Below are 26,484 nucleotides of genomic sequence, written 5' to 3'. Positions count from 1 at the left end.
CAGTCACCAGACACTCGATCGACGTGGACTGAGGAGATGAGCAATGAAAAGCCCACTTGCAAAATGAGCCCGAAACAGTCAGGCAAGATAAAAGGAGGCGGCACCCCGGCTCGCCAGGTGCGTGTCTGCACATGGGCGCGGTGCGGCACGCCGAGACAATGCCTTACGTGCCGTCGTTTGCTCACAGACCTCGCCATGCCAGGCGCTGCGGCGTGCTTCCTGCGCCTGGCCGCGCCACCACTGGCTGGAGCCGACACTTGAACGGTGGCGATGAGGAGTACTTCCGACCGCGCCTGAAAGCGCCAAGGCAGCGCGGCGATGGCTTCCTGGGAAAGGTGCTGCGCCAGGCGAACCAGGCCGGCACGGGCTTGCCGAAACCAGGGGGACGGATGGGTCCCCGACCCGCGTCGCGGCTCGGCCGAGGTCACGTCGCAGCCAGGTTCCTGGCGCGCGATCTAGGCCGTGGCGCACGCAGGGTGGCAGTCAAGGTGCGGCTGGTGAACCTGGCCCGGTCCACGCCACGTTCCACTGCCATGCACCTGCGCTACATCGAGCGCGATGGGGTGGATCGCCATGGAGGACCAGGCAGGGCCTACGGACCCAGTACCGATGCCTGTGACGTCGACGCCTTCGAAGCGCGCGGGCGTGGCGATCGACACCAGTTCCGCATGATCATTTCGCCGGAAGATGCCGAGCAGCTCGGTGACCTGCGTACCTACACCCGTCGGTTGATGGCGGGCATGGAAGGGGACTTGGGGACACGGCTGGAATGGACCGCCGTGGACCACTGGGACACGGACAACCCGCACACCCATGTGGTCCTGCGAGGCAAGGACCAGGCAGGCAAGGACCTGATCATCGCCGGCGACTACATCGCCAACGGGATCCGCCATCGTGCTTCGGGACTAGCCAACGAATGGCTCGGCCACCGCTCCAAGCAGGAGATCGAGCAGGCATACCGGAACCAGGTGAAGCAGGCACGTTGGACCGGCCTGGACCGCATCCTGCAAGGCATGGCACCGGAGGGCCTGATCAAGAGCCAGGCACTGGCCGCTACACGGCTGCATGCCCCGCGAGCGCTGCTGGTCGGTCGCTTGCACCAACTGCAGGCCATGGGTCTGGCCACCAGCCTGGCGCCTGGGCAGTGGACCATCGCTGGCCATGCCGAAGCCACGCTCAGGACGATGGGAGAGCGTGGCGACATCCTGCGCACCATGCAGCGCGCACTTGGCAACCGGCAGCGGGGGCTCGTGGTGCTCGAAGCCGGTACGCAGGTGCCGGCCATCTGCGGTTGTGTGCTCGGCAAGGGGCTCGCAGACGAGCTCAATGACAGCGGTTATCTGGTCGTCGATGCCACCGACGGTCGGGCTTACTACGTCGCGCTACCACGTGGCGCAGGTCTTGAGGAGTATCCCTTGGACGCGATCGTCCATGCCACGACCAACGTGCCCGCCCGCGCAGCGGACCGCAGCATCGCCAGCTTGAGCGAAGCGGGGCTTTATCGCGCAGCGCGAGACCTGGCCGCGCTTGTCGAGCGGCAAGTGCCGGAGCCACAGGCCATGCTCGACGGTCATGTCCGCAGGCTGGAAGCGTTGCGGCGGGCCGGGATTGTGGAGCGCATCGGCGACGGACTTTGGCGGGTGCCGCAGGACCTGGTCGAGCGTGGACGTGCCTATGACGCACAACGCCTGGGCGCAGGGTTGCAGGTCGAGCTGAAAACGCACCTGCCGATCGCGCGCCAGGTCAGGGCGATCGGGGCGACCTGGCTGGACCAGCAGCTCGTTGGTGGCGCTGGTGATCTGGGCAGCATGGGCTTTGGTGGGCAGGTGCGGCAGGCGCTAGGTGCACGCAGCGATTTCCTGGTCGAGCTCGGCCTTGCCCGGAAGCGGGATCAGCGCATCGTCCTGCCACGCAATCTGCTGCGGACCCTGCGCACGCGTGAACTTGCCCGCGTGGGGCAAACCCTCACCAAGGAAACGGGCCTGGTGCACTTGCCGCTGGCCGATGGACAGCGCGTGGCCGGGATCTATCGCCGAGACCTGATGCTGGCAAGCGGGCGCTTTGCCATGCTCGATGACGGCAGGCAGTTCAGCCTGGTGCCGTGGAAGCCGGTGATCGCGCCCCGGATAGGACAGCAGTTGGCAGCGACCAGCACTGGCTTGGGAATCTCATGGGACATCAGTGCCCGGCGCGGACCGCAGATCTGAAGCCTGGCGATGGGTGATCGGACGCCGTGCATCAGACGCAAGGGGTTGAAGATTAATGGACGATTTTTGAACGGTTTTCTAGGGTGACAACATCGGCGCCGTGCATCTATTGCAGCGCCAAACATGCGCGCGCATTCTCGGTCCAGGAGCAGACCAAATCGCTCCTGCATCAACAGGGGGGCGAAGCCGGCTCGTCGATGGCGGATGCCCAGGCGCATCAGGCAAGCACGGCTCTGATTCCATCGCACGGTGACGCTCGCGGCACGGAGGCTCGACTCCGGCGGCCAGGTCAATGCGATCGCTTTGTTGAATGGACTCAGGTGCCGCTCCATCAAGGGGCGTCATTACATGGATCTGCGTCATCTGCGCTGTTTCCTTGCGGTCGCGCAAGAGCTGCACTTTGCCCGCGCCGCCGAACGACTGCATATCGAGCAGTCTCCACTGTCGCGCACGATCAAGGAACTGGAGGAAGATCTGGGCGTACAGCTGTTCATCCGCACCACCCGCAGTACGCGGCTGACGCGGGCCGGCCAGCTGTTCCTGCAGCACACCCCGCGGATCTTTATCGCGGTCCAGCAGGCACGCGAAAGCGCCCGGGCTGCAGCGAGGGGTTTCCACGACCAGCTCAGGGTCGCGCTGTCCGATGGTATGCCGCCTGCCATCTTCGCCAACTTCCTGGCGCAATGCCGGCTGGAGGAACCAGAGGTCGATGTGAGGCTGCACCGGGCAGCGCTTGCCCAGCAGGTCAAGGGCCTGGTTGAAGACCTCTACGATGTCGGCTTCGCAGGCTCCGGCGATGTGGGCGAGCAGCTTGTCGCCGATCCGGTATGGCATGACCCCTTGATGGTGGCTGTGCCGTCACGGCATCCCTTGCTGTCCTTCAAGGCCGTCCCGCTGGAGGAGCTCCTGCGCTATCCGCTCGTGCTTCCGGATCTGGAGGTCTTCGAGGGCTATGCGCAACAGATCGATCGCGTGCTCAGGCGGATCGACTGCGAGCCGATCGTGGCCGAACGGGTTGGCTCGATCGATCTGATGATGGCTTTGGTTGCTGCAGGCTTTGCCCTGGCACTGCTGGGTTCCAACCAGTTCGCCACGGCCCGGGAGAGCGGGGTGATTGCCCGTCCGCTGGGTGAGCGCAGCCCGGTGCTCACCACCTACCTGCTTCGCCGTGCCGACCATGGCCAGGACACGCTGCGCAGCTTTCTCGCGCGCACGGGCCTGGGCGTGTCCGAGGCTGGTCCCAGCGACGGTAGAGGGTCATAGGAACCGCGCCTGCCAGGATGAAGTTGCGTGTGCCCTGCAGTACGCCTGGCTGATGCGATGCGTGCCGCGGCTGGACTTGGCGCGCACTGTGACGGCAACCAGCACCGCCATGCTGATAACGGTCTTTGACCGTCTGTGGAGCTGAGTCCAATTCTCGCCGCCGCGTGCTGCCTTCCACGGCACGACGGGGATGCCGATGGGGACCAGGGGTCAGGGCGTGCTGATGGGGCAGGTGGTCGCAGTCCTGGCGATCGCGCTCGCCGGCGTGTGGATGGCCACCCAGTGGACCGCCGCAGCGCTAGGTCACCAGCCGCGCCTGGGCGCGCCCTGGTTCGAGCTGCGGGGCCGGCCGGTGTACCGCCCCTGGAAATTGTTCGAATGGTGGTTCGTTTTCGATGCCTATGCACCCAAGGTGTTCAACGCCGGTGGGGTCATCGCAGGCTCCGGCGGGCTGCTGGCTGCGATGGTGGCCATGGCGATGTCGGTCCTGCGCTCGCGCCAGGCGCGCCAGGCGACCACCTATGGCTCGGCGCACTGGGCCAGTCCGGCCGAGATCCGCGCTGCAGGGCTGCATGGCACCGCCGGGGTGATGCTGGGGCTGGACCGGCGTCGCTACCTCCGCCACGACGGTCCGGAGCACGTGCTCGCGTTCGCACCGACCCGCTCGGGCAAGGGCGTGGGGCTGGTGGTTCCTACGCTGCTGAGCTGGACCGCGTCGGCGGTGATCCACGACATCAAGGGTGAGAACTGGCAGGTGACCGCTGGTTGGCGCGCGCGCTTCTCGCACTGCCTGCTGTTCAATCCCACCGACGCCCGGTCGGCGGCTTACAACCCGCTGCTCGAGGTGCGCCGTGGAGTGCACGAGGTCCGCGATGTGCAGAACATCGCTGACATCCTGGTCGATCCCGAAGGCGCGCTGGAGCGCCGCAACCATTGGGAGAAGACCTCCCATGCCCTACTGGTCGGGGCGATCCTCCAGGTGCTCTACGCGCATCCGGAAAAGACCCTGAGCGCGGTGGCCAACGTGCTCTCCGATCCTGCGTGTCCGTTCGAGCTGACCCTGGCGCGGATGATGACCACCAGGCACCTGGCCGAAGGTCCGCACCCGGTGGTGGCCTCGGCCGCGCGCGAGCTGCTCAACAAGAGCGACAACGAGCGTTCCGGCGTGCTGTCCACGGCCATGTCCTTCCTGGGCCTGTACCGCGACCCGACCGTGGCCCAGGTCACCTCGCGCTGTGACTGGCGCATCGCCGACCTGATCTCTGCCGAGCATCCGGTCTCGCTGTACCTGGTGGTGCCACCCTCGGACATCAGCCGCACCAAGCCGCTGGTGCGGCTGATCCTCAACCAGATCGGCCGGCGCCTGACCGAATCGCTCGATGGCAGCGACGGCATCGCCCGCCGTCATCGACTGCTGCTGATGCTCGACGAGTTCCCTGCGCTGGGCCGGCTGGATTTCTTCGAGACCGCGCTGGCCTTCATGGCCGGCTATGGGATCCGCAGCTTCCTGATCGCCCAGTCGCTCAACCAGATCGACAAGGCCTACGGACAGAACCACTCGATCCTGGACAACTGCCATGTGCGCATCGCGTTTGCGACCAATGACGAGCGCACCGCGCGGCGGATCTCCGAGACGCTGGGCACGGCTACCGAACTGCGCGCGCAGCGCAACTACGCAGGCCACCGCCTGGCGCCGTGGCTTGGCCACCTGATGGTGTCGCGCCAGGAGAGCAGCAGGGCGCTGCTGACGCCCGGCGAAGTGATGCAGCTGCCGCCCGACCAGGCCGTGGTGATGGTCTCCAGCGTCGCGCCAATCCGCGCGCGCAAGCTGCGTTACTTCCTCGATACCAACTTCCGGCGTCGCCTGCTGGCGCCACCGGCGCTTGGAGATGGCGTCTGTCCTGACCTGCCACCAGCGCGCAGCGATGATTGGACTGCGGTACCGCCGGTCCAGCTCCACGACGTGGCGGCCGTCTCGCAGGCTCAGGCAGAGCGCCTGGCCGATGGCGAAGGTGGGCCGCGCCTGCAGCCGGTGCTCGTACAAACCGCAGGCGTGGATGACCCGCAGCATGATCCCGATGACCTCTTGTTGCTCGATGCGGAGGACTTCGCGCCCGCGCTGCCGAGCGTGACCGAGCGGTCCATGGATCGCGCCGCCAGGCTTGCCTGCCTGGACGATCACGACGGGATCGTCCTATGAGCCAGTACCGCCTGAACCTGTTCATCGCCCCTGACCATGCACGGCGACTGGACCAGCTTGCAGTCCGCAAGGGCGTTTCCAAGTCCTCGATCGTGGCAGCGGCCTTGGCCTCGTGGCTGTCGCCCGATGCCGCCGATCACCGCGAAGCGGCGATCGCCAGGCGCCTGGATCGGCTGGCACGCCAGTTCGAGCGGCTTGAGCGTGACCAGAGCATTGCCATCGAAACCCTGGCGCTGTTCGTTCGCTACGCACTGACCGTGACCCCGCCGGTCTCCGAAGCGCAGCAGGAGGCCGCCCGAGCCCAGGGCAAGGCCAGGTTCGAGCGATTCGTGGAGCAGCTCGCCCGCCATCTGGCGCGCGGCCGAAGCCTGGTGCGCGATGTGATCGATGAGGTCGGTGCGCCTGGGTTTACCCAACAAGAGTCGGCGCCGTCCGCCGATGGGGAGCCGTTGCCATGAGCGCGCACACCGACTCGATCGCCACCTCGCTGGATCGGCGTATCCGCATGCTGCGCACGGCGATGGGACCGGGCATCGCCGCGGCGCTGGAGGATCCGGACGTGGTGGAAGTGATGCTCAACCCGGACCGCTCGGTCTGGGTCGACAGACTCTCGCGCGGACGCGCACCGCTGGGCATGGAGCTGTCGGCGCAGGACGGCGAACGCATCATCCGGCTGGTGGCCGCCCACGTCGGGGTCGAGGTCCATCCGGGTCGCCCGCTGCTGAGCGCCGAGCTGCCCGAGAGCGGCGAGCGCTTCGAGGGCATCCTGCCGCCGGCTTCACCCGCGCCAGCGTTTGCGTTGCGCAAGCGCGCCACCGGCGTCATCCCGCTGCAGCGCTACGTGGAGGCAGGAATGATGAGCCACGCCCAGGCGGTGTTCCTGCGCCAGGCGGTGCGCGATCGCCTGAACGTACTGATCGCCGGTGGCACCAGCACCGGCAAGACCACCCTGGCCAACGCATTGCTTGCGGAAGTGGCCGCGACCGGCGACCGCGTATTGGTCCTGGAGGACACCGTCGAGTTGCAGTGCACCGCTCGCGACCACGTGGCGCTGCGCACGCGCCCGGGCGTGGTGAGCATGGCCGAACTGGTGCGCGCCACCTTGCGCCTGCGCCCGGACCGGGTGGTGGTGGGGGAGGTGCGCGGCGGCGAAGCGCTGGACCTGATCAAGGTCTGGGGCACCGGCCATCCCGGTGGCATTGCCACCATCCACGCAGGCTCTGCCCTGGGCGCGCTATTGCGCCTTGAGCAGCTGATCCTGGAAGTCGCGCTCAGTCCGCCGCAGGCGCTGATCGCAGAGGCCATCAACGTGGTGGTCCACATCACCGGCCGCGGCCAGCGCCGGCGCATCGACAACATCGTGCGCGTCGAAGGGCTCGATGGCCGTCGCTACCTGTTGGCAGATGCCCTGTTGCCGCCAGCACTTCCACCTTCCCCCAACAGAGACCTCAAAGGAGCGCTGCCATGAAGCGTTTGCTGCAATCCTGGCCCGTGCATCACCTGCCGCGGCGGCAAGCCCTGGCCGCGCCTGCGCGCCTGAGCCTGATCGTCGGTGCGGCCCTGTCGCTGGCGATGGGCCGTGCACGCGCAGCCGGCTCTTCGATGCCTTGGGAAGGACCACTGGAGTCGATCCTGACTTCGATCCAGGGACCGGTCGCGCGCATCGTGGCGGTGATCATCATCATCTCCACCGGACTGGCGCTGGCCTTCGGCGACACCAGCGGGGGTTTCCGCAAGCTGATCCAGATCGTGTTCGGTCTGACCATCGCCTTTGCCGCTTCCAGCTTCTTCCTCTCGTTCTTCTCCTTCTCCGGTGGTGCCCTGGTATGAGCGCGGGCAACGAGCTGCCGGGGTTCGAGGTGCCGCTGCATCGGGCACTGACCGAGCCTTTGCTGCTGGGCGGCGCGCCGCGTGCAGTGGCCATCGCCAACGGCACCCTGGCCGCGGCGGTCGGGCTTGGCCTGCAGATGTGGATCCCTGGCGCGCTGCTGTGGAGCGTCGGCCACGCGCTGGCGGTGTGGGGCGCGCGCATCGACCCGCAGTTCATGCAGGTCTTTGTCCGCCATCTCCGGCACAAGCCGCTGCTGGATGCGTGAGGCCATGTTGAACCTCACCGAATACCGCCGCAGGCCCGAGTCTCTGGCCGACTGGCTGCCGTGGGCGGCGCTGGTGGCCCCTGGCGTGGTACTCAACAAGGACGGCAGCTTCCAGCGGACCGCGAGCTTCCGTGGCCCGGACCTGGACAGCGCCACCCCAGGTGAGTTGATCGCCACGGCCGCACGCCAGAACAATGCGCTGCGCCGGTGCGGCAGCGGCTGGGCGCTGTACGTGGAGGCGCAGCGGCGGCCGACCGCCGACTATCCGGACTCCGAATTCCCCGAACCTTTGTCGTGGCTGATCGACCAGGAACGGCGCGCGGCGTTCGAAGAGTCGGCCAGCCATTTCGAAAGCCTCTACTTCCTGACCTTGCAGTACCTGCCACCGCAGGACGCGCGCGGGCGTGCCGCTGGCCTGCTCTACGAGCACAAGCCGGGGCAGGGCGTGGACTGGCGCCAGCGGCTGGCCGCGTTCGTCGAGGAGAGCCATCGCATCTGCGATCTGCTTGAGGGCGTGATGCCCGAGATCGCCTGGCTCGACGATGCCCAGACTCTGACCTACCTGCACGGCACGATCTCCACGGCCCAGCATCCCGTTGCGCTGCCGCAGGTGCCGTTCCACCTGGATGCCTTGCTGGCCGACGTCCCGTTGACCGGTGGGCTTGCACCGATGCTGGGCGATGCACACCTGCGGGTGGCCAGCGTGCGCGGGTTCCCGACCTCGACCTGGCCGGGGATGCTCGATGAACTCAACCGGCTCGGCTTTGCCTATCGCTGGAGCACGCGGTTCGTCTGCCTGGACAAGCAGGAGGCCGAGCAGGAACTCACCCGGCTGCGGCGGCAGTGGTTTGCCAAGCGCAAGAGCGTGCTGGCGCTGCTGCGCGAGAGCATCTTCCAGCAGGAGTCGCCGCTGGTGGACAACGACGCCAGCAACAAGGCGGCCGACGCCGATGCGGCGCTGCAGGAACTGGGCAGCGATCAGGTCGCCTACGGCTACATCACCGCGACCGTGACGGTCATTGACCCCGACGCCAGCGCTGCGCAGGACAAGCTGCGCCTGCTCGAGCGCATCATCCAGGGCCGCGGATTCATCACCATTCCCGAGACGCTCAACGCGGTCGAGGCCTGGCTGTCTTCGGTGCCTGGCAACGCCTACGCCAACGTGCGCCAGCCGATCGTCTCCACGCTCAATCTGGCCCACGTGCTGCCCATATCAGCGGTGTGGGCCGGGCAGGCGCGTAACGCCCACCTCGATGGTCCAGCGCTTGTCGTCACCCGTACCGAGGGCCATACCCCGTTCCGCCTGGTGACCCACATCGGGGATGTCGGCCACACCCTGGTGGCCGGCCCGACCGGCATGGGCAAGTCGGTCCTGCTGGCCTTGCTGGTGGCCCAGTTCCGGCGCTACCGTGGCGCACGCGTCTTTGCCTTCGACATGGGCTGCTCGATGCGCGCCACGATCCTGGGACTGGGCGGCGAGCATTACGACCTGGGCGCCGAAGGGCGCGTGGCCTTCCAGCCGCTGGCGCACATCGACCAGGACGGACAGCGCAGCCTGGCTGCGGACTGGATCGAGGGCCGGCTGGCGCAGGAAGGCGTCGACGTCGGGCCTGAAGAACGGCTGGCGGTATGGACGGCGCTGTGCAGCCTGGCTGGTGCGCCTGCGGAGCAGCGCACCCTGACCGGCCTGTCGGTGCTGCTGCAGTCCAACGCGCTGCGCCAGGCGCTGGCGCCCTACATGCTCGGTGGCGCGCACGGACAGCTGCTGGACGCCGAACGCGATCTGCTCGGCAGCGGCCAGGTGCAATGCTTTGAGATGGAAGAGCTGATGCACGCCAGGGGGGCGGCCATGGCGGTGCTGCAGTACCTGTTCGTGCGGCTGGAAGAACGCTTCGATGGCGCGCCCACGCTGCTGGTGCTGGATGAAGCCTGGCTGTTCCTGGATGACCCGCTGTTCGCCGCCCGCATCCGCCAATGGCTCAAGACGCTGCGCAAGAAGAACGTCAGCGTGGTGTTTGCCACCCAGTCGCTGGCCGACATCCAGCATTCCTCGATCGCCCCATCCATCATCGAAAGCTGCGCCAGTCGCATCTTCCTGCCCAACCCGCAGGCGGCGGAACCCCAGGTGCGCACGGTCTACGAGGGCTTTGGCCTGAACAGCAGGCAGATCGAGATCATCGCCGGCGCACAGCCCAGGCATGACTACTACTACCAGTCGCGGCTGGGCAACCGCCTGTTCGATCTGGACTTGGGACCCATCGCCCTTGCATTTGCCGGCGCTTCCAGTCCGCAGGACCAGCGCGACATCGACCAGATCCTCGCCGGCGCCGGCGCCGATGCGTTCGCGCAGGCCTGGCTGCGCCATCGCGGCCTGGCCTGGGCCGCCGATCTGCTGCTCGCCGCTCCAACTTCCGCATTGCCCCGTCTCGATCACGCCTTGGAGCAAAGGACATGAGCAAATCCTGTTATGCGATCGCGCTGGCGATGCTGGCGCTCATCTCACATGCAGCCCGCGCCCAGTGGGTGGTGGTGGATCCCACCAACCTCATCCAGAACACGCTGACCGCACTGCGTACGCTCGAGCAGATCAACAACCAGGTCCGGCAGCTGCAGAACGAGGCGCAGATGCTGGTCAACGAGCAGCGCAACCTGGCCAGCCTGCCGTTCGATGTCAGCCAGCGGCTGGCCCAGACCTTGGCCACCACCAGCCAGCTGATTGCCCAGGCGCAGGGGCTGTCCTACCAAGTCCAGAGCCTGGATGCGCAGTTCGCCCAGCTCTATCCGGCCCAGTACGCCGCGACCGTCAGCGGCAACCAGCTCTACGCCGACGCGCTGCAGCGCTGGCAGCATGCGCGTGCCGGCCTGCAGACCGCCCTGCAGATGCAGGCACAGGTCTCCTCCAATCTGAGTGCCGATCAAGGCGTGCTGACCGACCTGGTGGCCCAGAGCCAGTCGGCCACCGGTGCGCTGCAGGCCACGCAGGCCACCAACCAGCTCCTGGCGCTACAGGCCAAGCAATCGATCCAGGCCCAGCAGCTTGAGCTCACCCAGGGCCGGGCCGAGGCGCTGGAGCTGGCGCGCCAGGCAGAGGCGCTCGAGCGCGGGCGGTTGGTGAGCGAGCGCTTCCTGGGCAGTGGCACGCCGTACACGCCGCAGGCCGTCAACGTCTTGGACCCGTGAGGAGCGCCGGCATGCGACCTCAAACGATCGGCCTGATGCTGCTGCTCGGCGGCTGCGCACGCGTCGACCAGGCACGCGAACCGCGCGCGCCTGCCGATGCTGCGGACCTGCACGTGCTGCTGGCGGCCTGCCATCGCGGCGAGCTTGGCGATGCGTTGTGCGAGCACGTGGAGCAGGCCGAGCTGCAGCGGATGATGTCCGGTGCCAGCGGTACGGACGAATACCGGCGTCTTGAGCAGCTGCCGCCGATCCCGGCCAGCTTCGATGCGCCGGTGGAGGCACGGCCGTGAACGATGTCGGCATCATCGACCACTTCCTGCAGGTGTTCTGCACCTACATCGATTCGGGGTTTGGCCTGTTGCGCGGCGAGGTCAGCTTCCTCACCGCCACGCTGGTGGCCATCGACATGACCCTGGCTGGACTGTACTGGGCCATGGGCCATGCCACCGGGCAGGGCGAAGACGTCATGGCGCGGCTGGTGCGCAAGGTGCTCTACGTCGGGGCCTTCGCCTACATCATCGGCAACTTCAACCTGCTGGCCAACATCGTGCTGCGCTCGTTCGCCGGCCTTGGGCTTGCCGCGACCGGCAGCATGGACATGGCCACGTTTCTGCAGCCCGGTCGCCTGGCCAAGGCCGGCATAGATGCGGGCGCCCCGATCCTGGAGCAGATCAACCTGCTGGTCGGTTTCCCGGACCTGTTCTTCAACTCGGTGCCGATCGGGGTGATGCTCCTGGCCTGGCTCACGGTGATCGCCAGTTTCTTCATCCTGGCCGTGCAGCTGTTCATCACCCTGATCGAGTTCAAGCTCACCACGCTGGCCGGCTTCGTGCTGGTGCCGTTCGCCATGTGGAACAGGACCGCGTTCCTGGCCGAGAAGGTGCTTGGCAATGTGATCGCCGCGGGGATCAAGGTGCTGGTGCAGGCGGTCATCGTCGGCATCGGCAGCGGCCTGTTTGCCCAGTTCCCACCGATGCCTGCCGAACCCTCGATCGACCATGCGCTGGTGGTGATGCTGGCCTCGCTGTCGCTGCTTGCCCTGGGCATCTATGGCCCGGCGATCGCCACCGGCCTGGTCTCAGGCGCGCCGCAGCTGGGAGCCGGTGCCCTGGTGGGCGCGGGCATGGGCGCAACCGGCAGCGCGGTGGCCCTGGGCGCTGCCGCAACCGGGGTCGGCACGGCCGTGGTGGCCGGTGCGCGCATGGCGCCGGCGGCCGCACGCACCGTGGTCGGTGGGGCGCGCACGGCGGGTGCCGCCGCACGCGCGTCCCGGGCAACTTTCAGGAGCGATGCGCTGGCTGCAGGCGGCGGTGCCCGCGGCGCGCTCTCGGGGATCGGCCAGCTGGCCCGTCGTGGTGCCCGGTCGCTCGGCCATCGCGCCGCAACCATCTTCAACGCGCCTGGCGCTGACGACCCAATCAATGGTCCCGCACGCGCTGTGCAGGGCACGTCCGAGCCACCACAGCCTGCCTGGGCCAGGCGCCTGCATCGACGCCAGCAGATGGTCCATGCGGCCACCACCGTTGCGCACAGCTTGCGCGGCGGCGATGGCGGCGGATCAGGGCAGGGCCCTGACCTTGACCAGCACCACCACTAGAGGAGCGCCAAGATGCGATTCAAGCGACCGCAGGTGCGATACGCCACGACACCGCAGCCCCTCACGCCTTACCAGGCAGCAGGCCAGGCCTGGGATGCGCGGATCGGCTCGGCGCGCGTGCAGGCGCGCAACTGGCGATGGATGGCCTTCGGCTGCCTGCTGCTGGCCATGGCGATGAGCGCAGCCCTGGTCTGGCAGTCGAGCCGCTCGATCGTCACGCCCTACGTGGTGGAAGTGGACCAGGCCGGCCAGGTGCGTGCGATCGGCCAGGCCCTGACGCCGTACCGGCCGGGTGATGCGCAGATCGCTTTCCACCTGGCGCGTTTCATCACTCTGGTGCGCTCGCTGTCGATCGACCCGGTCGTGGTGCGGCAGAGCTGGCTGGATGCCTACGACTACACCACCGATCGCGGTGCCGCCGTGCTCAACGAAGAAGCGCGCAGCAATGACCCGTTCGCGCGCGTGGGCAGGGAGTCGGTGAGCGTGCAGATCACCAGCGTGGTCCGCGCCAGCGCCTCGTCCTTCAACGTGCGCTGGACCGAACAGCGCTTCGTCAATGGCGCGCCAGCGGGCAACCAGCACTGGACTGCCGTGGTCTCCATCGTCCTGCAGACCCCGCGCACCGAACAGCGCCTGCGCAAGAACCCACTGGGCATCTACATCAATGGACTGTCGTGGAGCCGCGAACTCGATGCAGCCGAAGGAGTCCTGCCATGAAGCCTGTCACGTCCGTTTTTGCCCTGGTCCTGGCAACGCTGGCAGCCTGCGCCTCGCCAAGGCCGCTTGCGCCACCGCGCATCTCCCTGGACACGCCGGCCACCGCCACGTCGACGCCCGAACTGAAGGCAACACCTGCCTCGCCCCAAGCTGCGCAGACGCTTGTGACGGTGCAGCCGCAGCCATTGCCTGCACCTGAGTCATCGCCACCAGAGCCGGCCGATGCCAGCATCCGGGTGACACGCGCCAATGCCCAGGCACGGGTGGCGCCGAGTCGCGAGGGATATCTCAACGCGGTGCAGGTCTGGCCATACACCGAAGGCGCGCTCTACCAGCTCTATGCGGCACCTGGCAGGGTCACGGTGATCGCGCTCCAGCCGGGCGAGACGCTGGTGACCGTGGCTGCGGGCGACACCGTGCGCTGGATCGTCGGCGACACTTCCAGCGGCAGTGGCAGCGAGCAACGCGTCAACGTCATGGTCAAGCCGGTGCGGGCAGGGCTGAAGACCAACCTGGTGATCACCACCAGCCGGCGTGCCTACCTGCTGGAGCTGACCTCGACCGAGAGCGCGTGGATGGCCTCGGCATCCTGGGATTACCCGCAGGACCGGATGCTGGCCCTGCAGCGGCAGGCGCAGCTGGACAGGGCCGCCACGCCGATCGAAACCGGCCTGACCCTGGAGCAGTTGCGCTTCTCCTATGCCGTCAGTGGCGATGATCCGCCGTGGAAACCACTGCGTGCCTTCGATGACGGGCAGAAGGTCTACATCCAGTTCCCTGCAGGGATCGCCCAGGGCGAGCTGCCGCCGCTGTTCGTGATCGGACCGCAGGGCGACGGCCAGCTGGTCAACTACCGCTACCGCGCGCCTTACTACATCGTCGATCGGCTGTTCGGCGCGGCAGAACTGCGACTGGGCGGCGACAAGGGGCAGGTGGTGCGCATTGCGCGTACCGATGCCGGGCGAGGTCATTGACCATGCAGCCCGAACAGGGACTACCGCCGTCTCCTCCACCGGCAGCGCCCAAGCTCGATGCCGAGCGTGTCGCCCTGCGCGCACAGCCACGCCCGGTCACGCGCCTGAATCGGCGCATGCTGGCAGCCCTGGCCGCCATGCTGTCGATCCTAGTGCTGCTGGCCACCTTGTGGTCGCTGCGGCCCGCCACCACCGCAAAGACCGCAGCGCCGGACGAGCTCTACAACGTCGATCAGGTCGCACGCTCGGAAGGGCTGCAGCGCCTGCCTGCCGACTACGCCGCCCTGCCGGCGCAGGTGCCGCAGCTGGGCCCGCCGCTACCGGGGGACCTGGGGCCTGCGATCGTGCAGGCACAGGCGCCGGTCACGGCTACCTACGACGCGCCAGGACAGCAGGCCGCGGGCCCGGAATTGCAGCGCAAGGCGTCCGAAGATGCCGCCGGCTCGGCGGTGTTCTTCCGGACCAGCCAGGACCACACGGCGGTGGCGCCCATGGTGCCGAGCCCCGCGGCAACACCTGCATCGGCAACAGTGCCCGACGCAACGCCAGGCCCGGCGGCTTTGCCGCAGGGCGCAGTGCAGGATCCGGCGATGGCCCAGAACGGCCAGCTGCAGAAGCAGGCGTTCGCTGACGGCACGACTGGCCAAGCCCCAAGCAGCGGCGTAATGCAGGGCCCGGTATCGCCGTACCAGGTCATGGCCGGCACGCTGATCGCCGCGGCATTGGTCACCGGCATCCGCTCGGACCTGCCAGGTGAGGTGATCGCCACGGTCACCGAACCGGTCTTTGACACGGCCACCGGTCACTCCCTGTTGATCCCACAGGGCTCGCGCATCCTGGGCCGCTACAACAGCCAGGTGAGCTTCGGCCAGCGCCGGGTCCAGGTAGTCTGGGACAGGATCATCCTGCCGGACACTTCATCGTTCACGCTGGACAACCTGCCGGGCACCGATCCGGCCGGATATGCGGGACTTGAAGATGGGGTGGACTGGCATTGGGGTCGCATCGTGGCTGGCGCCGCGCTCACCACGATGCTGGGCATGGCCGCGGAGCTGGCCGCGCCCCAGAACGATGGTGATGGCAGTACGGTCGTGGTTGCCGGGCGCGACAGCCTGCAGGACAGCGTCGACCAGGTGGGCCAGGATCTGAGTCGCAGGAACCTGGATCTACAGCCGACCCTGATCGAGCGACCGGGTCTGCCGGTACGCATCATCGTCAAGCGCGACCTGGTGCTGCGCCCTTACCAGCCACTGTTCGTCGGAAGGAACACGCCATGACCGACCTACGCAGATTGAGCCTTGGGCCGCTGCCGCGCACCGAGAGCATCAGGCTCACCTTCGTCTGTCCGGCTGCGTTGAAGCAGGAGCTGGATCGCTACGCCAGCCAGCATGCGCAGGATTACGGAGAGCAGGTCGATGCCGCCGCATTGATTCCTCACATGCTCGAGGCCTTCATGGCCCGCGACCGGGGGTTCCGCAAGGCACGCTGAGCGTCGTGGGTCATGCAGGTTTTTTCGTAGCCTTGCTGGCGGTCTTCTTCGCTACCTTGGAGGTGGCTTTCTTCGCCGCCTTGCTGACTCGCTTCGTCGTCTTCTTGGCCGCTTTCTTGGCCACCGCCATGTTGTCGACCAGGTTGGGATAGGGGCGCCCTGCCTTTTTCGCAAGGGTCTTGGCTTTGGCCTTCTGGGCCGATGATAGCTTTTTGGCCGGTGCCTTCTTGGCGGGTGCGGGTTTGTTCCAGGGTGCCTTGCTCGCCTTTTTCGTCGCCTTGGTGGTCTTCTTGGTGGCCATGCTGATCACTCCCGATCGAAGCTGCGCCTGGCCAGTCTCCGGTCAGCTGCGTGTCGGTGATGTCACTGCGGTGGACGCCATCCTCAACGTTTGCAGCACACCTGTGGGAGCGGCCTAGAACCTGCGCCGCGGCGCGCCTGATCTGGCAAGCAGGGTGCGTGCGAACTCGGAAGAGAAGATCTGGTAGGACAGGCATGCCTCGAACAGCGTGAGCAACTGTCGATCGCTCGGCAGGTAGGATTCCAGGACGTCGGACAGCAGTGCCTGCCAGGCGTCATGCTCGTAGCCGACCACCAGGCTCATGGTCCGGTGCGTGGCCACCTTCGCCGGGTTAGGACTGGCCTCGCGCATCTCCAGACGGAGCCTATCCAGATGTGGCGTCCGCAGTTCGCTGCTGGCGCCGAAATAGGTTTCCATGATGAAGCTGACGATTTCAAATTCCGTCAGCCCCTGCTGGCACAGGGTGTCGACGTGGAAGGACACATCACTGGGAAGCCGGAAGAAGAAATTCGCGGCCACTGCTTCGGAATATTCGCTCATGGAGTCTCTGGGGACACGCTGGAAGGAAAAAGATCGCCTCCGGAATGTGTGCTTGGAGGCGATGTCGTTGAACCTGTTCGCAAAGGATCTCGATGCTGTACGGCGGCGGTGCCTGCGATCGCTCATCGCCGACGCACCGGCGCATTGACCATGTAGGTCCACTCGGCATCGCCCGGGATGCCAGGTGGTGGGCTGCGAATGAGCAGTGATGGATCCAGGGCCGCGGTTTGTAGCGGTACCTGGCGCTCCCTGTTTTCCCACTCCAGCACCAGGAACGCTCTTCCAAACGCAACGAATGCTTCTCCTCTGTAGAGAAGCAGCGTCGTTGTTTCATCCCTATAGCAAATAGCGATTTTGACGACGCGCATCGACGCTGATGCTCGATAGGGTGAGGATCTGCCCATGCCCTTGCTGCTTCAGATAGGGAAGGGCGGACTGCAGCACCGACACCGCGCAGCGCAGGCTTCCGGACAGGCTGCTGCGGACCAGCCGCAGTTCCAGCGCATCGATGACGCCCTGATAGGTGTGGTCGGTGCTGCAGAGCACGACGTCGATCCGGCCGAAGTGGCGATGTCCTTCGGTAAAGACCTTGAACACACGATCCTGCCGGGTGCCATTGAGCTGCAACGGCAACACGGCCTCTCCGAAGCGTGCGACCAGATCATCGAGGTCATCGAGATTGGCCGCTGTGGCGATCACCTTGTCGCCGCACTGAAGCGCCGATTCGGCCCAGATCCGACCGAATCCAAACGCGGCGCCCGTGATGAACCAGATCTTTGGAGTTGCCACGTTGAACCCCTGATTAGACACTGTGCACTGAGTGCAGAAATTATTTGCACTGAGTGCAATTTGTCAAAGGGGCCAATACTTGTGGTTAAGACGGCAGTTAAGGAACTCGAAGAAGGCGGGGTGCGTCAGCAAAAGCGCAAAGAGACACGCGCGCGCATCTCCAAGGCAGCCTTGGGCCTTTTCATCGCGAAAGGCTTTGAAGCCACCACACTGGACGAGCTGGCGGTGGCTGCCGGCATCTCACGACGGACCTTCTTCCACTACTTCAAGTCCAAGGAAGAAGTCCTGGTTGGGTGCGCCACCACCGACTTCAAGGACGAGATCCTGCAAGGCGTTGTCGAGCTGGGGCAGTCGTGTGCGCCGTTGGGGGCGATCGAGCAGGTGATGACGCGCCTGGCGGTTAAATATGAAAGCCCCAAGCTGCTCCACGTCGACCGTTTGCTGGGTGCTACGGACGGATTGCGCGAGCGCCAGGATGCAGGCTACGTGGATCTGGAGTTGGCGTTGGCCCAGACCTTCAAGCAGGTTTGGGGCAAGCGCCTGCCCGATGACGAGGCGCGGCTGATCGCGTTGATTGCGGTCGGCAACCTGCGCATCGCCAAAGAGCGATGGCGGCTTCCGGAGAACACCTCGTCGTTGGAGCGATGCATGAGGGTCACCTTCGCTCTGACGCGCGAGAAGGCGCCAGCGCTGGCGAAGACGCCGGGCTGACCTTGACCGCTGATCTGTGGCGCCAGCGGCGTGGTGATCGATCTGGAATTGCATGGGGGCTTCCTGGTCGGCGACTGGTCGATCTGCCACCGGCGTTGATCGCCGGTGGCCACCTTGATGGTCAGAGTTCGTAGCGGAACCCGAGCAGGTATTGCCTGCCATAGAGCGTGTACTCGCCCGGGAAGAACAGGCCGGTGCCGGTGCTTTCGCTGATCGAGGTCTGGAATGGCTCGTCGGTCAGGTTATTGACCTGGAACAGCAGCGAGAGCCCTTTGAGTTTGCTTTGTTCGCCGAAGGCATAGCTCAGCTGCAGGTCGGTGGTGCGCTCGGCCATCGTGTTGAGGTACTGGCGCTGGCCGAACAGGGCGCTGTATTCGCCACGATACGCACTGCGATAGCGCTGGCTGATGCGCGCACCGAAACCGTATTTTTCGTAGAACAGGGTGGCGTTGGCCACGATCTTGGACAGTCCGGGAATGGTGTCGGTGCCCGGGGTGTTGTCGTTGGGATCCGGGTCGATCGAGGAAGCGGTGTAGCTGGCGTTGAGCTGGGTGCCCCAACCATCGAGCGCGTCGCTGATCAGGGTTCCGAACAGCGAGGTGGAGAGCTCGGCACCGCGCATATAGCCGCCGGTGCCGTTGGCCCAGGTGCTGAAGGTGCCCATGTTGGAGAGCGGCGTCGGCCCGTCAGGATCAGGCGTATAGGCGCTGAAATCCCAGGGCAGGGTCTGCAGGTAGACGTAGGTTTCCAGGTTCTTGCGGAACAGGGCCAGGGACACGTAGCTGCCTTGCCCCAGGTACTTTTCGAAGGACAGGTCGAAGGCCATGGCCCGATACGGTTCCAGGGTCGGATTGCCGCCGCTGCCGGACCACAGGTAGGGCGCGGTGGTGCTGACGCCGGCGGCAGAAGCCGCGCTGAGGTAGTTGATCGGCGGACGCATCATTACCTTGGCCGCCGAGGCGCGGATCAGCCAGCCATCTCCGAAGTCGAACACCAGGTTCAGGCTGGGCAGGACGTCGCTGTACTGCGTGCCCAGGGTCTGTGAGCCGACCACGGCCGCGTTCTCCGCATTGAAGCCGGTGGAAGACTGGTCGGTGGTGATGTACTGCATGCCAGCGTTGCCGCGCACCCGGATGCGGTCGGTCAGGTCCATGTCGATGTTGGCGCGGACGAAGTAGGTGTTGACCTTCTCCTCGACGATGAAATCCTTGCGCAGGTCGTCGTTGCTCTCGCTCAGCACCACGTCGTAGTACTGGTCTAGCACCGCGGTCGGGTTGAAACTAAGAACATCGCCCATGCCGGCGAAGTCCAGCGAGGTGGGTGCATACAGCAGCGAGGGATCGACCAGGACCGGGGTATCGCCGGGAAGGAAGGCAAAGTAGACCGAGGAGATCTTCTGCTTGGTGCGCTTGTTGAAGTTCACGCCGGCATCGACGCTGCGGATCACCGCATTGTCCAGTTCGTGGTTGAACTCGAAGCGCGCGGCCTTGATGGTGTCTTCCTGCTCGGAGATTTCCAGGCGGCCATCATGGCCCCAGGCCTCTGGGTCCCACAGGTAGATGGCGTTGGGGTCTGCCATGTCGCCGAGCGAGAACTGCGAGAAACCCGGTGAGGTGGTGAGGTCGAAATCGATGCTCTGCGGTCCCAGCGGGCCGGCGTAGAGCTCCAGGGTGGACTGCTGGCGCCTGGCCCTGGAGTAGCTGAGGTCCGCGGTGAGCGTGGTGGCGTCAGTGAGTTTGTATTGGGTGTTCCAGCCCGCCGAGAACAGCCGGTCCTCTCGGTGGTTGCTGTCGTTGCGCACCACCGGCTGCACGTTGTTGAGCGTGCCGCTGGTGATGACTGGGTAGCCGTTGACCAGGGAGGTCTGGGCATTGCTGTAGCTGATGGGTCCGGCCGGGCCGGTGAACCAGGCGTCGTTGTTCCACATCAGGCCATGCATCACCTCGTCCTGCTCGAACTTGGAGTAGTACACGTCCAGGGTGCTGTGCAGGCTGTCGTTGGGCTTGAACTCGAACACGCCCATCAGGCCGTCGCGTTGCAGCTGGCGTGACTTGACCCAGGCCTCGGTGCCTTCCTGGGCAATGGCATTGGCAGGTCGGCCGGCCTGCGGAGCATCGCCCCAGTCCACCGCGTCCAGGTCGGCCCACCACCAGGACTTGTAGTGCTGCTCCTGGAACGGCGAATTGAGCCGGGCAAACCCCAGTGCCACCCCGATGGTGTGGTCGGCGAACTGGTCCACATAGGAAGCGCTGGCCCGGTAGCCTTTGTCCTTGGCATCGGCGCTGACCTTGCCCAGCGAGTTGTACTCGCCCTGGCCACTGAACACCACGCGTCGCTCGGACAGGTCCAGCGGACGGATCGCCTGGAGGTCGACGGTGCCTGAGAGGCCTTGGCCGACCAGTGCGGCGTCAGGGGTCTTGTAAACGGTGACGGCGTTGATCAGCTCGGAAGGGTACTGATCGAACTCCACGCCGCGGCTGTCACCCGTGCTGACCTGTTCCCGGCCGTTGAGCAGAGTGCCGGCGAACTGTTCGGACATGCCGCGGATGTTGATGACCTGGGCGCGGCCATCCACGCGCTGTGTGGCCAGGCCTGGAAGGCGGGAGAGCGAGTCGGCGATGGAAACGTCCGGGAGCTTGCCCAGGTCCTCGGCCGAGATCGTCTCCACGATCGAGGTCGCTTCGTTCTTCTTCTCCACCGCATTGGCGATGGCCGCACGGATGCCGGTGACCTTGACCCGGTCCAGAGTCTTGGCGCCTTCCTGCTCGGCTTCGGTGGCCGAACTGTCGGCCTCTGGAACCTGCTGCGCCTGAGCCTGCGCCGCTGAGAGAATCGCAATGCAGCAAGCCGTGGCGAGGTGATGCGCGATCGGTGTGCGCAACATGACGCTGTTCGGCGTTCGTACGAATTTGTTTTCCATCATGCCCTCCCGGGATCGAATGACGGCGCTTGATAGCGACGGCGATCTCAGGAAGTCAACGTTTGATCACAATGGAATTTGCTGCACAACGTAAGTGCGTGTTGCGTAACGAAATGGCGTTGAATTCGCCTGCAAATTGCACTGCAAAGCAGCAGGCCTTGGCGCATTTCGCTGTGTGTTTTCGTGTTGCAAGGATGTGATGTATGGCGACAAGTGCAATGAATTTACTGCAACAGAGACAACGGAATTCAACGTCACTAGCCGTGCCGATCGTCCCTAGGTGATGGCATGTCTATCGACTACGTAGTATCAAATACGCCAACGGACGATTAGGCGCCGTTATCAAGGGTAGAGAAGGGCGGCCGCTTCTAGCCGAAATCGCTCCTCGGCGAGCAAGTGATTAGGAATGTTAATGAGTACTTGTCGAGGGTTGTAACGAAGACTTGTTCGGAAGCTGAACTCAGAAGTCTTGGCTCGTTGGACGGAGCACGATGTTGTTGATGTCGACATCGGCCGGCTGCTCGATGGCGAAGGCGATCGCGCGGGCAACCGAGGCGGCCGGGATGGCCTGCTTGTAGAAATCCAGTACCGTGTCCTTGGCCGTGCCAGAGGTGCTGTGCTTGAGGTCGCTCTCTACCGCGCCCGGCTCGATGCAGGTGACCCGGATGTTGCCACCGACCTCCTGGCGCAGGCCTTCGGAAATCGCGCTGACCGCAAACTTGGTGCCTGAGTACACCGTGCCACCGGGCGCGAACACCTTGACCCCAGCCACCGAGCTCAGGTTGATGATGTGGCCGCGCTTGCGCTGGATGAAACCCGGCAGCACCGAGGCGATGCCATATAGCGTGCCCTTGAGGTTCACATCGATCATCGCGTCCCATTCGTCGGTATTGACCTCCGACATGGGTCTGATCGGCATCAGTCCCGCATTGTTGATGAGCACCTCCAATGCGCCGAAATCGGCGATGGTGGCGTCCACGACTTGGCCGAACTGCGCCTTGTCGGTGACGTCCAGTGTGTAGGCGCGCGCTTGGCCGCCGCTGGCGACGATGTCCGCGACCACGCCGTCGAGCATCGTCTTGCGGCGCGCGGCCAGGGCGACTTTCGCGCCGCGTGCGGCCAAGTGTCTGGCGACTTCTGCACCGATCCCTACGCTAGCGCCGGTGATGAGGACGGTCTTGCCTGCGATGTTGTTGTTCATAGAGTGAGATCCTTGGGTGTTATTCGGCCGAACCGGCCGCGGCTTGTTCGATCAGCCTGGCCACGGCGGGTGCGTGGGAAAGGAAGGCAGCGTGGCTGCTGTCCACCTCCACGGTGGTGCTGCCGGCGCGCTTGGCCATGAAGCGCTCCAGGTCCGGATTGACGGTGCGGTCGGATGTCGCCACCAGCGCCCAGCTCGGCTTGGTCTTCCACGCTGGCCTGGACACTGGTGCGGTGAAGGCCTGCACCGAGGGCATGACCTGCGAGGCAGCCATGAAGGTGGTCTGCGCGAGCGGCACGTCGGCGGCGAAGTCGGCGTGGTACTGGGCCGGATCGAGGTAAAGGAAGTTGTCTGGCGTCTTCTTGATCGCCTTGGTCGCGCCGGGGATCTTCTCGACCAGCGTGGCCAGGCTTTCGTTGGCGTCGGGCGCGAAGGCGGCGATGTAGACCAGGCCTGCCACTTGCGGATCGTTGCCCGCTTCGGTGACCACCGCGCCACCGTAGCTGTGGCCGACGAGGATGCTCGGGCCTGGCTGCAGGCGGACCACGCCCAGCGTGGCCTTGACGTCGTCGGCCAGGGAAGTCTGCGGTTCCTGGACGATGGAGACAGTGTAGCCGTCGTGGGTCAGGATGTCCGAGACGGCTTTCCAGCCGGAGCCATCGGCGAAGAAGCCGTGGACCAGGACGATGTTCTTCACCGGGGCTGCGGTAGCGGCGCTGGCGCCGAAGACGGAGAACGCAACCGCCAGCGCGGCGGCGATACGGGCACAACGAAACGAAGTTTTCATGGGGATTTCTCTGTAATGGAAGAGTGCGAGAGCCGCGCGACGCAGCCGTGGCCTACTTGCGAATCAGGATGGTTTTGGGATTGGTGAAGAGCTGGCGTCCTTCGTTGCCGTGCTCGGTGCCCAGGCCGGACTGCTTCTGCCCGCCGAAGGGCACATCCACGCCCTGGGTGTGGATCTCATTGACCCAGACCATGCCGGTCTCCAGGCGATTGGCCACGGCCACGGCAGCAGCGGTATCGCGGCCCCAGACCGAGCCGCCCAGCCCGAACGGACTGTCGTTGGCGCGTGCGATCACATCGTCGACATCGTCGTAGGCAATGATCGGCACGATCGGGGCGAACTGTTCTTCCTGCACGATCCTGGAATCTTCCGGCGGGTTGTCCACGACGGTGACCGGGATGAAGTAGCCCGGGCGGCTGGCATCGATTTCGCCGCCCAGGACGATCTTCTGGCCTTTGGCTTTGATGTCGTCGAGGAAGGTGATGACCTTGTCGAACTGCATCTTGTTCTGGACCGGGCCGACGGTGACATCCGGATCCAGGCCGTCGCCCAGCGTCTGCTGCCTGGCGTAATCGACGAAGGCCTGGACGAAGTCGGCGTGGAACGCGCGGTGTACATAGAGGCGCTTGATGCCCACGCACCACTGCCCCGAGTTGCCGACCGCGCCCCAGAACAGCTGCGGCACGATCGATGGCCAGTCCGCATCCGGCAACACGATGGCTGCATCGTTGCCGCCCATTTCCAGGGTCAGGCGCTTGACGGTGCCGGCGGCTGAGCGGATCACGTGCTTGCCGGTTTCGGTCGAGCCGGTGAAGCTGATCTTGGCGATATCCGGATGGGCGGTCATCTGCGGACCGAGCTCATTGCCGCCCGAGATAATCGACAGCACGCCCGGTGGCAGCACCGACTGTGCGATCTGTCCAAAGCGCAGCGTCGACAGCGGGGTGAAGGGCGAGGGCTTGATCACCATGGTGTTGCCAGTGATCAGGGCCGGGGCGACTTTCCACAGGGCCAGCAGCACCGGGAAATTCCACGGCGTGATCGCGCCAACCACGCCCAGCGGCGTGTGATGGAGTTCGACGAGGTGGTCCTCGTTGTCCTCGACGATCTCGACCGGAATACGGCGCGCCGCGATCTGGCGGATCCAGGAGATCGACTGGTCCACTTCGGGTTCGGCCATGGTCTTGAGCGGCTTGCCTTGTTCCAGCGTCAGCAGGCGGGCCAGTTCGTCGCGATGGGATTCAAGCGCATCGGCGTAATCGTTGAGGTACTGCTGGCGTCGGTCGTAGCCCAGGGCCGACCAGCCTTTGAATGCAGCCTTCGCGCCAGCGATGGCCTGGTCCAGTTGCGCTGTCGTGGCGGCTGGTGCCTGGGCCAGGACCGCGCCGGTGGCAGGGTTGAAGACATCGAACGTGGCGTCGGCCTCGACGAGGTTGCCGTCGATGCTGAGGTAATACGGGCCGTCGAACAGGCGATCGGCTTGGATCCGCTTGGCTGCGGTGTGCATGGGATGCTCCAGAGTGTGGGGTTAGAGGCCGCCGAGGCTCACGTACTTCAGGCTCAGGTATTCGTCGATCCCGTGGGTCGAACCTTCTCGGCCGATGCCGCTGTCCTTGACGCCGCCGAAGGGCGCCACTTCGGTGGTGACGATGCCTTCGTTGATGCCGACCATGCCGCTGTCCAGCGCCCGCGAGACCCGGAAGACGCGGGACAGATTGGTGCTGTAGAAGTACGCGGCCAGGCCAAACTCAGTTGAATTGGCAGCGTCGATGGCGTCCTGTTCGTCGGTGAAGCGGAACAGCGCGGCGACCGGGCCGAAGGTTTCTTCGTGGGCGATCAGCATGTCCTCGGTCGCATCGACGATGACCGTGGGCGGGTAGAAGGTTCCGCCCAGAACGTGCGGCTCGCCGCCGGTCAGGACGCGGCCGCCCTTGCTGCGTGCATCGGCAACATGCGACTGGACCTTGTCGACGGCTGCCTGGTTGATCAACGGACCCTGCTGCACGTCGGCGTCGAAGCCGTTGCCGACCCGCAGCGTGCGCACGCGTTCGGCCAGGCGCTGGGCAAAGGTGTCGTACACCGCGTCCTGCACATAGAAGCGGTTGGTGCAGACGCAGGTCTGGCCGCTGTTGCGGAACTTGGACGCGATGGCGCCTTCGACCGCCTGGTCGATATCTGCATCGTCGAACACGATGAACGGCGCATTGCCACCCAGCTCCAGCGAGAGCTTCTTCATCGTCGCTGCCGACTGTGCGTAGAGCAGCTTGCCGACGCGGGTCGAGCCGGTGAAGGTGAGCTTGCGCACCCGAGGGTCGCCGCTCAGTGCGTTGCCGATCGCGATCGCGTCACCGGTCACCACGTTGATGACGCCCTTCGGAATCCCGGCCTTCTCGGCCAGCACGCCCCAGAGGAGCCCGCAGTAGGGCGTGAATTCCGACGGCTTGACCACGACCGTGCAGCCGGCCGCCAGCGCCGGGGCGATCTTGCGAGAGAGCATGGAGAACGGGAAATTCCAGGGCGAGATCGCGCCGACCACGCCGACCGGCTCACGGGTCACCTGGATCTGCCGGCCCTTCCACGGCGAAGGAATGATCTCACCATTGATGCGGCGTGCTTCTTCGGCAAACCACTGGACATAGTCGGCACCCAGCTTGATCTCGGCGCGGGCCTCGGCCAGCGGCTTGCCCTGTTCAAGGGTGAGCAGGCCGGCCAGGTCATCGAGATTGTCGCGGATGGTGCGGGCCATGGCCTGCAGCAGGTCCGCGCGTTCGGCAGCGGTCGTCATCGACCAGGCGCCGAAGGCAGCGTGCGCGGCATCGATGGCAAGCTCGGCCTCGTGTGTTCCGGACCAGGCGATGTGGCCGATCGTCTGTGCGGTGGCCGGGTCGTCCACCGGCAGGCGCTCGCCGGCGGTGGCGGCGACCCATTGGCCATCGATGAAGTTGGTTTCGCGCAGCCAGCCGGCGGCCTTCAACTGATTCAGTCGTGCAGTCATTGTTCGGTTTCCTTGACGCCTTCGACGATGAAGACGCGATAGTCGGCACCGCGTTCGCGGTGCACTTTTGCGGTTTGATAGGCGGAGCTGTGGTACCAGTCCCGCGCCTGTTCAATGGTGGGGAAGCGATGGATCAGCACGCCGTCCATCGGCGGGCCCTCCAGCACGTCCAGGGCGCCGTAACGCGCCAGCGGCGTGATGTCGTGCCCTTCGCGCGCCTGTGGTGCGTTCCGCGCATACGTTTCCAGTGCATCCGGATCGGTCACGCGTTCGCGGATCATCACCACGTAGGCACTCATGCCCCGGCGAGCTGCTTGATCAGCACGGCAGCTGCTTCGGCCGAGGAGGCCGGGTTCTGGCCGGTAATCAGCAGGCCATCGGTGACCACGTACGAACCCCAGTCCGGACCCTGCGAGTAGAGTCCGCCCTTGGCCTTGAGTTCGTCCTCGACAAGGAAGGGCACTACCTCGGTGAGGCCGACGCCGGCTTCCTCGGTATTGGTGAAGCCGGTGACCCG

At 65.6% G+C, this 26,484-nt stretch carries 24 protein-coding genes and 2 pseudogenes; 16 read left to right on the top strand and 10 right to left on the bottom strand.

Features of this window, described 5'->3' with window-relative positions; all coding sequences use genetic code 11:
- Nucleotides 1-257: 257 nt before the first annotated feature.
- The 15 genes and pseudogenes from BMZ17_RS20690 to BMZ17_RS20620 all read left to right on the top strand — a co-directional run bounded on the left by BMZ17_RS20690 (nt 258) and on the right by BMZ17_RS20620 (nt 15,723).
- On the top strand, nt 258-2,207 hold the full coding sequence (locus BMZ17_RS20690) for a DUF3363 domain-containing protein (RefSeq protein WP_093144459.1): 1,950 nt from the start codon (nt 258-260) through the stop codon (nt 2,205-2,207).
- Nucleotides 2,208-2,555: 348 nt separating this feature from the next.
- Complete coding sequence (locus tag BMZ17_RS20685; RefSeq protein WP_093144453.1) at nt 2,556-3,470, top strand: LysR family transcriptional regulator; 915 nt, start codon at nt 2,556-2,558, stop codon at nt 3,468-3,470.
- Nucleotides 3,471-3,666: 196 nt separating this feature from the next.
- Nucleotides 3,667-5,670 carry a conjugal transfer protein TraG gene (locus BMZ17_RS20680; protein WP_093144457.1) on the top strand — a complete coding sequence of 668 codons (2,004 nt, stop codon included), beginning with the start codon at nt 3,667-3,669 and terminating at the stop codon, nt 5,668-5,670.
- Nucleotides 5,667-6,065: pseudogene (locus tag BMZ17_RS20675) on the top strand (CopG family transcriptional regulator); the annotation flags it as partial. The gene BMZ17_RS20680 and the pseudogene BMZ17_RS20675, both read left to right, overlap by 4 nt.
- 59 nt (nt 6,066-6,124) lie before the next feature.
- Entirely contained in the window at nt 6,125-7,138 is a 1,014-nt protein-coding gene (gene trbB / locus BMZ17_RS20670; RefSeq protein ID WP_093144449.1) for a P-type conjugative transfer ATPase TrbB, read from the top strand.
- The gene (locus BMZ17_RS20665) at nt 7,135-7,500 is read left to right on the top strand and encodes a TrbC/VirB2 family type IV secretion system protein (RefSeq protein ID WP_093144447.1); all 366 of its coding nucleotides are present in this window, start codon (nt 7,135-7,137) and stop codon (nt 7,498-7,500) included. Before trbB ends, BMZ17_RS20665 begins: the two co-directional genes overlap by 4 nt.
- Nucleotides 7,497-7,766, top strand: a complete 270-nt coding sequence (locus BMZ17_RS20660) for a VirB3 family type IV secretion system protein (protein ID WP_093144445.1) — start codon at nt 7,497-7,499, stop codon at nt 7,764-7,766. The genes BMZ17_RS20665 and BMZ17_RS20660 overlap by 4 nt, the downstream gene beginning before the upstream one ends.
- Before the next feature lie 4 nt (nt 7,767-7,770).
- Nucleotides 7,771-10,221 carry a conjugal transfer protein TrbE gene (gene trbE / locus BMZ17_RS20655; RefSeq protein WP_093144455.1) on the top strand — a complete coding sequence of 817 codons (2,451 nt, stop codon included), beginning with the start codon at nt 7,771-7,773 and terminating at the stop codon, nt 10,219-10,221.
- 29 nt (nt 10,222-10,250) lie between these two features.
- A complete protein-coding gene (gene trbJ, locus BMZ17_RS20650) occupies nt 10,251-10,946 on the top strand; it encodes a P-type conjugative transfer protein TrbJ (protein WP_254775512.1) in 696 nt (231 codons plus the stop codon).
- Between the two features lie 11 nt (nt 10,947-10,957).
- The gene (locus tag BMZ17_RS20645; protein ID WP_139203045.1) at nt 10,958-11,236 is read left to right on the top strand and encodes a hypothetical protein; all 279 of its coding nucleotides are present in this window, start codon (nt 10,958-10,960) and stop codon (nt 11,234-11,236) included.
- Nucleotides 11,233-12,543: a P-type conjugative transfer protein TrbL gene (gene trbL, locus BMZ17_RS20640; protein WP_093144439.1), complete on the top strand. Its 1,311-nt coding sequence runs from the start codon at nt 11,233-11,235 to the stop codon at nt 12,541-12,543. Before BMZ17_RS20645 ends, trbL begins: the two co-directional genes overlap by 4 nt.
- 12 nt (nt 12,544-12,555) lie before the next feature.
- On the top strand, nt 12,556-13,260 hold the full coding sequence (trbF, locus tag BMZ17_RS20635) for a conjugal transfer protein TrbF (protein ID WP_093144437.1): 705 nt from the start codon (nt 12,556-12,558) through the stop codon (nt 13,258-13,260).
- Nucleotides 13,257-14,234, top strand: a complete 978-nt coding sequence (gene trbG, locus BMZ17_RS20630) for a P-type conjugative transfer protein TrbG (RefSeq protein WP_093144434.1) — start codon at nt 13,257-13,259, stop codon at nt 14,232-14,234. The genes trbF and trbG overlap by 4 nt, the downstream gene beginning before the upstream one ends.
- 2 nt (nt 14,235-14,236) lie before the next feature.
- On the top strand, nt 14,237-15,511 hold the full coding sequence (locus BMZ17_RS20625; RefSeq protein ID WP_093144432.1) for a TraB/TrbI/VirB10 family type IV secretion system protein: 1,275 nt from the start codon (nt 14,237-14,239) through the stop codon (nt 15,509-15,511).
- Nucleotides 15,508-15,723 carry a DUF2274 domain-containing protein gene (locus BMZ17_RS20620; RefSeq protein ID WP_093144430.1) on the top strand — a complete coding sequence of 72 codons (216 nt, stop codon included), beginning with the start codon at nt 15,508-15,510 and terminating at the stop codon, nt 15,721-15,723. Before BMZ17_RS20625 ends, BMZ17_RS20620 begins: the two co-directional genes overlap by 4 nt.
- A 10-nt stretch (nt 15,724-15,733) precedes the next feature.
- On the opposite strand, the gene BMZ17_RS21360 is transcribed toward BMZ17_RS20620, so the two are convergent.
- From BMZ17_RS21360 to BMZ17_RS20605, 3 genes are all read right to left on the bottom strand, one after another.
- The gene (locus tag BMZ17_RS21360; protein ID WP_139203043.1) at nt 15,734-16,024 is read right to left on the bottom strand and encodes a hypothetical protein; all 291 of its coding nucleotides are present in this window, start codon (nt 16,022-16,024) and stop codon (nt 15,734-15,736) included.
- Between the two features lie 114 nt (nt 16,025-16,138).
- Nucleotides 16,139-16,564 (bottom strand): hypothetical protein, encoded by a 426-nt coding sequence (locus BMZ17_RS20610; RefSeq protein WP_093144426.1) that lies wholly within the window; start codon nt 16,562-16,564, stop codon nt 16,139-16,141.
- A 336-nt stretch (nt 16,565-16,900) separates the two neighbouring features.
- Nucleotides 16,901-17,353, bottom strand: coding sequence for an SDR family NAD(P)-dependent oxidoreductase (locus BMZ17_RS20605; protein ID WP_175485710.1), 453 nt, complete (start codon nt 17,351-17,353; stop codon nt 16,901-16,903).
- 120 nt (nt 17,354-17,473) lie between these two features.
- Between BMZ17_RS20605 and BMZ17_RS20600 the strand changes: the two genes are divergently transcribed.
- Entirely contained in the window at nt 17,474-18,064 is a 591-nt protein-coding gene (locus BMZ17_RS20600) for a TetR/AcrR family transcriptional regulator (protein WP_217645882.1), read from the top strand.
- 121 nt (nt 18,065-18,185) lie between these two features.
- On the opposite strand, the gene BMZ17_RS20595 is transcribed toward BMZ17_RS20600, so the two are convergent.
- From BMZ17_RS20595 to BMZ17_RS20565, 7 genes and pseudogenes are all read right to left on the bottom strand, one after another.
- Complete coding sequence (locus BMZ17_RS20595; protein ID WP_175485709.1) at nt 18,186-20,948, bottom strand: TonB-dependent receptor; 2,763 nt, start codon at nt 20,946-20,948, stop codon at nt 18,186-18,188.
- Nucleotides 20,949-21,444: 496 nt separating this feature from the next.
- On the bottom strand, nt 21,445-22,185 hold the full coding sequence (locus BMZ17_RS20590) for an SDR family oxidoreductase (protein WP_093144406.1): 741 nt from the start codon (nt 22,183-22,185) through the stop codon (nt 21,445-21,447).
- Between the two features lie 19 nt (nt 22,186-22,204).
- Complete coding sequence (locus BMZ17_RS20585) at nt 22,205-22,972, bottom strand: alpha/beta fold hydrolase (RefSeq protein WP_093144403.1); 768 nt, start codon at nt 22,970-22,972, stop codon at nt 22,205-22,207.
- Nucleotides 22,973-23,024: 52 nt separating this feature from the next.
- Nucleotides 23,025-24,479 carry an aldehyde dehydrogenase family protein gene (locus tag BMZ17_RS20580; RefSeq protein WP_093144400.1) on the bottom strand — a complete coding sequence of 485 codons (1,455 nt, stop codon included), beginning with the start codon at nt 24,477-24,479 and terminating at the stop codon, nt 23,025-23,027.
- Nucleotides 24,480-24,500: 21 nt separating this feature from the next.
- Nucleotides 24,501-25,967 (bottom strand): NAD-dependent succinate-semialdehyde dehydrogenase, encoded by a 1,467-nt coding sequence (locus BMZ17_RS20575; RefSeq protein WP_093144397.1) that lies wholly within the window; start codon nt 25,965-25,967, stop codon nt 24,501-24,503.
- Entirely contained in the window at nt 25,964-26,254 is a 291-nt protein-coding gene (locus BMZ17_RS20570) for a DUF1330 domain-containing protein (protein ID WP_256371068.1), read from the bottom strand. Before BMZ17_RS20570 ends, BMZ17_RS20575 begins: the two co-directional genes overlap by 4 nt.
- Before the next feature lie 8 nt (nt 26,255-26,262).
- Nucleotides 26,263-26,484: pseudogene (locus BMZ17_RS20565) on the bottom strand (type 1 glutamine amidotransferase domain-containing protein); the annotation flags it as partial.

The sequence above is a fragment of the Pseudoxanthomonas sp. GM95 genome, from assembly GCF_900109775.1.
Classification (GTDB): Bacteria; Pseudomonadota; Gammaproteobacteria; order Xanthomonadales; family Xanthomonadaceae; genus Pseudoxanthomonas_A.
The sequence above is the reverse complement of the archived record's forward strand: the minus strand, read 5'-3'. Positions and strand labels throughout refer to the sequence as shown.

Bases quoted from the DNA above. Each gene is read 5' to 3' on its own strand.
- trbB (WP_093144449.1), top strand. From the start codon at position 6,125: ATGAGCGCGCACACCGACTCGATCGCCACCTCGCTGGATCGGCGTATC.
- BMZ17_RS20610 (WP_093144426.1), bottom strand. From the start codon at position 16,564: ATGAGCGAATATTCCGAAGCAGTGGCCGCGAATTTCTTCTTCCGGCTT.
- trbF (WP_093144437.1), top strand. From the start codon at position 12,556: ATGCGATTCAAGCGACCGCAGGTGCGATACGCCACGACACCGCAGCCC.
- BMZ17_RS21360 (WP_139203043.1), bottom strand. From the start codon at position 16,024: ATGGCCACCAAGAAGACCACCAAGGCGACGAAAAAGGCGAGCAAGGCA.
- BMZ17_RS20585 (WP_093144403.1), bottom strand. From the start codon at position 22,972: ATGAAAACTTCGTTTCGTTGTGCCCGTATCGCCGCCGCGCTGGCGGTT.
- trbJ (WP_254775512.1), top strand. From the start codon at position 10,251: ATGCTGGCGCTCATCTCACATGCAGCCCGCGCCCAGTGGGTGGTGGTG.
- BMZ17_RS20595 (WP_175485709.1), bottom strand. From the start codon at position 20,948: ATGTTGCGCACACCGATCGCGCATCACCTCGCCACGGCTTGCTGCATT.
- BMZ17_RS20580 (WP_093144400.1), bottom strand. From the start codon at position 24,479: ATGCACACCGCAGCCAAGCGGATCCAAGCCGATCGCCTGTTCGACGGC.
- BMZ17_RS20625 (WP_093144432.1), top strand. From the start codon at position 14,237: ATGCAGCCCGAACAGGGACTACCGCCGTCTCCTCCACCGGCAGCGCCC.
- BMZ17_RS20575 (WP_093144397.1), bottom strand. From the start codon at position 25,967: ATGACTGCACGACTGAATCAGTTGAAGGCCGCCGGCTGGCTGCGCGAA.
- BMZ17_RS20685 (WP_093144453.1), top strand. From the start codon at position 2,556: ATGGATCTGCGTCATCTGCGCTGTTTCCTTGCGGTCGCGCAAGAGCTG.
- BMZ17_RS20645 (WP_139203045.1), top strand. From the start codon at position 10,958: ATGCGACCTCAAACGATCGGCCTGATGCTGCTGCTCGGCGGCTGCGCA.
- BMZ17_RS20620 (WP_093144430.1), top strand. From the start codon at position 15,508: ATGACCGACCTACGCAGATTGAGCCTTGGGCCGCTGCCGCGCACCGAG.
- BMZ17_RS20680 (WP_093144457.1), top strand. From the start codon at position 3,667: ATGGGGACCAGGGGTCAGGGCGTGCTGATGGGGCAGGTGGTCGCAGTC.
- BMZ17_RS20590 (WP_093144406.1), bottom strand. From the start codon at position 22,185: ATGAACAACAACATCGCAGGCAAGACCGTCCTCATCACCGGCGCTAGC.
- BMZ17_RS20665 (WP_093144447.1), top strand. From the start codon at position 7,135: ATGAAGCGTTTGCTGCAATCCTGGCCCGTGCATCACCTGCCGCGGCGG.
- trbE (WP_093144455.1), top strand. From the start codon at position 7,771: ATGTTGAACCTCACCGAATACCGCCGCAGGCCCGAGTCTCTGGCCGAC.
- BMZ17_RS20660 (WP_093144445.1), top strand. From the start codon at position 7,497: ATGAGCGCGGGCAACGAGCTGCCGGGGTTCGAGGTGCCGCTGCATCGG.
- trbG (WP_093144434.1), top strand. From the start codon at position 13,257: ATGAAGCCTGTCACGTCCGTTTTTGCCCTGGTCCTGGCAACGCTGGCA.